Raw genomic sequence first — 3,953 nt, 5'->3', positions numbered from 1 at the left:
ACTGGAGGTTGATTGCGATGATGGGACCGAAGCAGGAAGCGCAGGCGGCCTTGTTCTATGAGTTCTCGCTTGAAGATCACGTCCCGCAAGATCACCTGCTGCGTGCGATTGATCGGTTCGTTGATCTCAGCAGCATTCGCGGCCATCTGACGGATTTCTATAGCCACACAGGCCGCCCATCGATTGATCCGGATTTGATGATCCGCATGCTGCTGGTTGGATACTGCTTTGGTATCCGGTCCGAGCGTCGGCTCTGCGAAGAGGTGCATCTGAACCTCGCATATCGCTGGTTCTGCAAACTCGATCTCTCAGATCCGATCCCCGATCATTCGACCTTTTCCAAGAACCGCCCCTCTCATTGATTGCAACGCAATCAACTGCCGGGCAATGCATGGACGGTTCCGTGACTGCGATCTGTTCCGCCATCTATTTGAGACGGTCGTCGAACGCTGCATGGCGGAGGGCCTGGTTGGCGGCGAGACCTTTGCGACGGATGCCAGCATCATCCAAGCCGATGCCAACAAGCAATACTCAGCGCCAAAGGCGGAATGGGAAACGGCACAGATCGGCACGGCGGTCGTTCCGCGAGCTGTGCGGGAATATCTTGAAACGTTGGATGACGCTGCATTTGGTGCTGCTAGCGAGGTGACGCCGAAGTTCACATCTTTCTCTGATCCCGCCAGCCAGCGGACAGGTGCGTTGAAAGGACCAGCATTCTTTGCCTATTCGACCAATTACCTGATCGATACTGACCATGCGATCATTCTGGATGTCGAGGCGACCCGCGCCATCCGTCCGGCTGAGGTTGGGGCAACCCAAACAATGCTGACCCGCACGCGAGACAGGTTCGATCTTTTTCCAGAGCGGCTGGCTGCGGACACCGCCTATGGTTCAGGCAACATGCTGGGTTGGCTGGTCGATCAAGACATTGAACCGCATGTCCCCGTGATCGACAAATCAGATCGCAAAGACGGGACATTCACTAATCTCGAGTTCCGCTACGATCGAGCTACAGACGAATAAACCTGCCCTGGTGGCAAACCCCTCAAGAAGTACTGGCGCAAGATGCGCACCCCGCGCACAGGCGTCAGCAAGGATGGCATCAAACGGTACTACGCCAGTAAGACACACTGTTCCACCTGCGCCCTCAAAGAACGCTGCACGCCCAACAAAGATGCCCGCATCGTCTCACGGCATGTCCATGAGGCGGCGCGTGACAAGGCACGCGAGATCGCCAAGACAGACGCATATGCCGATGCAAGCCGACGACGAAAGAAGGTCGAAATGCTCTTCGCACATCTCAAAAAGATCATGCGGCTGGACCGACTACGACTTCGTGGACCAAACGGCGCAAAAGACGAATTCCTCCTCGCAGCAACCGCCCAAAACCTCCGCAAACTCGCCAAACTGCGCCCAATGGGCTCCATAATGGCGCAAAGCTAACGCTGGCTCCAACAAACGCTCAAACCATCGCGCTTCTCAGGGCGAGTTTTTCAACAACATCAGCCCACTTTGACGGATTCTGCGCGTTGCATGAACGGCGGCTACGAGGTTTGTCTGGAAAACTTGCGCTCGCTTCTTCCTTGGGCAAGAGTTCTTCTCAAAAATCGAGATTGCAAAAAAGATGGCCGGATCACTACTCGCAAGAAATCGTAACTTTCGTTTGCTTTTTGGCGCAGGTACGCTAACAAACTTGGGCGATGGACTGGTCGTTCTTGCACTACCATGGCTCGCGACATTGATGACTCAAAACCCGATAGCCATTGCTTGTGTCGCGGCAGCGGGTCGCCTTCCATGGTTGTTGTTTTCAATTCCCGCCGGCGTCATTGTTGATAGTGCGGATCATCGCAAGCTTATAGCGCGTACCGACCTTTTACGGGCAGGAATTGTCCTGACCATTATGATGCTGGCAATGAACCAAGATGCGCAAGGGGCGGTCTGGGTACTCGCGGGTCTTGCCTTCTTGTTGGGATCGGCAGAGGTCTTGCGAGACAATGCCGCGCAAACCATGCTGCCATCCATAGTCGATCCGCAAGATCTTGAACGTGCGAACGGGCAACTTTGGAGCAGCGAGCAGCTTACCGGGCAGTTCATTGGCCCACCATTGGCGGGATTTTTGATCGCTGCTGGCATTGCCATACCTTTTGGCATTGACGCTGCACTACTTGTCTTAGCCGCCGGCCTCGTCTGGATGATTTCGCTTCGTCCCAAGCCGAGGGTCAGCGCCAGCTTTCGTAAGGCGCTCGCAGAAGGCATCATATACATGCGACGTGATCCCCTCTTGCTAAGGCTCGCTATTGTTTTAGGAATTGCGAATTTCATAGCGACTGCAACACTCACCATTCAGGTTCTCTTTGCACAGGAAGTCCTTGCGCTTTCATCATTCCAATACGGCTGGGTGCTATCGGTTGAGGCCATAGGGGCCATTGCAGGCAGCTTGCTTGCGGCAAGATTTATTTCATCCCTCGGAACTCAAGCCTGTATGTACCTGTCAATTGCAGCTTGGGGGCTCGGATATGCCGCAGTTGGGGTAAGCCAATCGGTTGTCACAATGAGCGTCGCATTGTTCTTTGTTATGGCTGGGGCGATGGTCTGAAATGTGATCACCGTCTCTTGGCGACAGCGGCGCATCCCATCCAACTTGCTTGGACGGGTTAACAGCATTTACCGTTTCTTCGGTTGGGGCTCCATGCCTCTAGGGGCTTTGGCTGGAGGCGCTGCCGTGTCTCTTCTTGAAGTTGAGCTAGGCCGTGAACTCGCCTTGCGCTCAACATTCCTCTCGGCTGGTCTCGCTTGTGCGCTGTTACTGATGTACGCGCTGGTAAGACTGCGCTTGGATTAGCGGCACAGCGGACATTCCATTTGTGGCAGCCTATGGTGGCTTTGTTCGCAGACCACCAGTTCGCGAGCCGTGCAACGAACGGCGATTGCAGCGCTGCAATCTTTCAACCCAAGCATGCCAAGCTCTCCTACCGGACTGCCGTTCGCACGTAATCTGGGTTCGGGCCGATGATTGCAGGCTGGTTGCACATAATGTGGGCTCATTCGCAGATAATCCGGGTTTGTCCCCTTCGATAGATGCAAATAATTCGGGCCGAAAAACGCGATAATCGCAAGCCCAGACGATTATGTTTGCAGGTCGTTACACCTATCGGTTGAATGGGCTTGTTGAAAAGCTCAAGTCGCTGGTGCCGGATTTTGATGACGAGCGGGAAGAGCGACGCGCAGCACGTGAAAAAACCGAGACACCGAATGCTCGCGCCCGCGCCAGGCGCAAAGGTAAGGCAGATTAGAGGATATCGCGTCTTAACAAGAAAATCTTGTGCTTTGTTGATGAGTACGGCACGGCAGGCGATGACAATTTCGCATTGGGCTGCGCCATGGTCTGGTCTTCTGAATGTGGCAAGGCGGACAAGGCGTTTAGCGACTTGCTGCCTCAGTCTGTCAACGAGGTCCATGCGGCAAGTTGGGCTAAACCTGGGCTGCAGAGCATCTTGGCTCAGTATGCGCAATCCTCTGCGCCCGCCAGCTTGCTGATGATCAACAAGCGGAGCGGCGGGCTCGTTGGTGATCGCCCTGAGTTATACGCGCATTCGCTGGTTGAAACCGTGAAAATAGGTGTCCGCCGGTTCGCTTCTTCGAATGGGCTGACCCGAAAAGTGGGGAATGTGGAGGTCATCATCGATGTCAACGAACAGAACGCACACCCTACATTTGGCAAGATTATAGAGGATGCTCAGCGCAACGACGGACTGTTTCGGGCCGTCACGCGGATCACGCCTTTGGATTCGGCTGCATCGCGCATGCTTCAGCTAAAGCGTTTCGGTTTGAACCTGAATCGCTGGGGATTCCCTTGAGGGATCAGATGTGATTCATCCTGTTTGGGAGGATGGATCATGTCAGCACCTTTGCCATTGGCACTCAGGACGCGATTTCAGAGATATATTGAAGAA

Annotated in this window: 3 protein-coding genes and 1 pseudogene; all 4 read left to right on the top strand. The window is 54.5% G+C overall.

What is annotated here, in order from left to right; genetic code table 11:
• Positions 1-17 precede the first annotated feature (17 nt).
• Positions 18-1,443, top strand: a pseudogene (locus ACFWW2_RS00110) (IS1182 family transposase).
• Positions 1,444-1,624: 181 nt separating this feature from the next.
• Positions 1,625-2,596 carry an MFS transporter gene (locus ACFWW2_RS00105; protein WP_393925332.1) on the top strand — a complete coding sequence of 324 codons (972 nt, stop codon included), beginning with the start codon at positions 1,625-1,627 and terminating at the stop codon, positions 2,594-2,596.
• A 532-nt stretch (positions 2,597-3,128) separates the two neighbouring features.
• Positions 3,129-3,293 (top strand): hypothetical protein, encoded by a 165-nt coding sequence (locus ACFWW2_RS00100; RefSeq protein WP_393925331.1) that lies wholly within the window; start codon positions 3,129-3,131, stop codon positions 3,291-3,293.
• Between the two features lie 27 nt (positions 3,294-3,320).
• Complete coding sequence (locus tag ACFWW2_RS00095) at positions 3,321-3,857, top strand: hypothetical protein (RefSeq protein WP_393925330.1); 537 nt, start codon at positions 3,321-3,323, stop codon at positions 3,855-3,857.
• Positions 3,858-3,953: the final 96 nt, after the last annotated feature.

Origin of the sequence: Yoonia sp. R2-816, from assembly GCF_046762905.1 — a bacterium.
In the GTDB taxonomy this organism is placed as follows: Bacteria; Pseudomonadota; Alphaproteobacteria; order Rhodobacterales; family Rhodobacteraceae; genus Yoonia.
The sequence above is the reverse complement of the archived record's forward strand: the minus strand, read 5'-3'. Positions and strand labels throughout refer to the sequence as shown.